General features: G+C 47.0%; 13 tRNA genes and 1 rRNA gene. All 14 read left to right on the forward strand.

Annotated features, from left to right (window positions below):
- Positions 1 to 97, forward strand: a 5S ribosomal RNA gene (gene rrf, locus ABID14_RS10050); the annotation flags it as partial.
- 23 nt (positions 98 to 120) lie between these two features.
- Positions 121 to 195 (forward strand) — tRNA-Asn (locus tag ABID14_RS10055).
- Positions 196 to 203: 8 nt separating this feature from the next.
- Positions 204 to 292: transfer RNA gene (locus ABID14_RS10060), tRNA-Leu, on the forward strand.
- 25 nt (positions 293 to 317) lie between these two features.
- Positions 318 to 394, forward strand: a tRNA-Met gene (locus ABID14_RS10065).
- 11 nt (positions 395 to 405) lie between these two features.
- Positions 406 to 480, forward strand: a tRNA-Glu gene (locus ABID14_RS10070).
- 5 nt (positions 481 to 485) lie between these two features.
- A tRNA-Val gene (locus ABID14_RS10075) sits at positions 486 to 561 on the forward strand.
- Positions 562 to 565: 4 nt separating this feature from the next.
- Positions 566 to 642, forward strand: a tRNA-Asp gene (locus tag ABID14_RS10080).
- A 33-nt stretch (positions 643 to 675) separates the two neighbouring features.
- Positions 676 to 751: transfer RNA gene (locus tag ABID14_RS10085), tRNA-Thr, on the forward strand.
- Between the two features lie 90 nt (positions 752 to 841).
- Positions 842 to 927, forward strand: a tRNA-Tyr gene (locus ABID14_RS10090).
- A 13-nt stretch (positions 928 to 940) separates the two neighbouring features.
- Positions 941 to 1,014: transfer RNA gene (locus ABID14_RS10095), tRNA-Gly, on the forward strand.
- Positions 1,015 to 1,018: 4 nt separating this feature from the next.
- A tRNA-Arg gene (locus ABID14_RS10100) sits at positions 1,019 to 1,095 on the forward strand.
- A gap of 7 nt (positions 1,096 to 1,102) precedes the next feature.
- A tRNA-Gln gene (locus ABID14_RS10105) sits at positions 1,103 to 1,178 on the forward strand.
- 22 nt (positions 1,179 to 1,200) lie between these two features.
- Positions 1,201 to 1,276 (forward strand) — tRNA-Lys (locus tag ABID14_RS10110).
- A gap of 4 nt (positions 1,277 to 1,280) precedes the next feature.
- Positions 1,281 to 1,369 (forward strand) — tRNA-Ser (locus ABID14_RS10115).
- Positions 1,370 to 1,572: the final 203 nt, after the last annotated feature.

The raw sequence follows: 1,572 nt of genomic DNA on the forward strand, positions 1-1,572 counted from the left end.
GGAAACACCTGTAACCATACCGAACACAGAAGTTAAGCATTAATCCGCTGATGGTACTTGGCTGGAGACGGCCTGGGAGAGTAGGTTATTGCCAGATTGGTATAAAAACCAAATAAATAATCTTAGGTAGCTCAATGGTGGAGCAACCGGCTGTTAACCGGTAGGCTGTGGGTTCGAGTCCCACCCTGAGAGCCAGAAGATTAGCCGGGGTGGCGGAACTGGCAGACGCACAGGACTTAAAATCCTGCGGTGGTAACACACCGTATCGGTTCGATTCCGATTCTCGGCACCAAAAAAGTAGTCGGGAAAAATATTGACGCGGGATGGAGCAGTCTGGTAGCTCGTCGGGCTCATAACCCGAAGGCCGGAGGTTCAAATCCTTCTCCCGCTACCAAAAATTAATATGGCCCTGTGGTCAAGCGGTTAAGACACCACCCTTTCACGGTGGTATCCCGGGTTCGATTCCCGGCAGGGTCACCAGACAAGGACGCATAGCTCAGTTGGGAGAGCATCTGCCTTACAAGCAGGGGGTCATAGGTTCGAGCCCTATTGTGTCCACCATAATGGCCTGGTAGTTCAGTTGGTTAGAATGCCAGCCTGTCACGCTGGAGGTCGTCGGTTCGAGCCCGATCCAGGTCGCCAATTAATATCGCAATAACCTTGAAGGTAAGATATGCTGGTGTAGCTCAATTGGTAGAGCAACTGACTTGTAATCAGTAGGTTAGGGGTTCAAGTCCTCCCACCAGCTCCATGAATTCTTTTACTTATGTTAAAGTTAATTCTCGCTAAACTGATGGCGAAAGATTTATATAGTCCTTAATAGGTTAGGGAAATTTAATATGGAGGAGTTCCCGAGTTGGCCAAAGGGGACGGACTGTAAATCCGTTAGCTTAGCTTTCAGTGGTTCAAATCCACTCTCCTCCACCAAATATTAACCCATGCGGGTGTAGCTCAGTGGTAGAGCCCCAGCCTTCCAAGCTGGTTGCGAGGGTTCGATTCCCTTCACCCGCTCCAATATGCACCTATAGCTCAGTTGGATAGAGCAACGGACTTCTAATCCGTGCGCCGGGGGTTCGAATCCTCCTAGGTGCACCACTAATTTTGGGGTGTAGCCAAGTCGGTAAGGCACCAGACTTTGACTCTGGTATGCGTAGGTTCGAGTCCTGCCACCCCAGCCATTAGAATTTAATAAAATAATATGACCCATTAGCTCAGTCGGCAGAGCACTTGACTTTTAATCAAGGTGTCGCGCGTTCGAATCGCGCATGGGTCACCATTTTGGAGGGGTACCGAAGCGGTCATAACGGGGCGGTCTTGAAAACCGTTAGGGTGCAAGCCCACATGGGTTCGAATCCCATCCCCTCCGCCAATTTGATAATATCGTATATTGTTGTTGCTTGTGAGTAACTTATTCATAAGCTTAACAAAATAGCCGATATTATTTTTTTGCTCAATATTCATGGTTGTTTTATTATTATTTGCGAAGCAAAAGAGAATGAGCTTTAGAAGTCTTAATATTATAGTAAATTAGTTAAACAAATAAATTTTATAGAAGTATGTGACCCATTAGCT

The sequence above is a fragment of the Peptoniphilus olsenii genome, from assembly GCF_040545475.1.
Classification (GTDB): domain Bacteria; phylum Bacillota; class Clostridia; order Tissierellales; family Peptoniphilaceae; genus Peptoniphilus_A; species Peptoniphilus_A olsenii.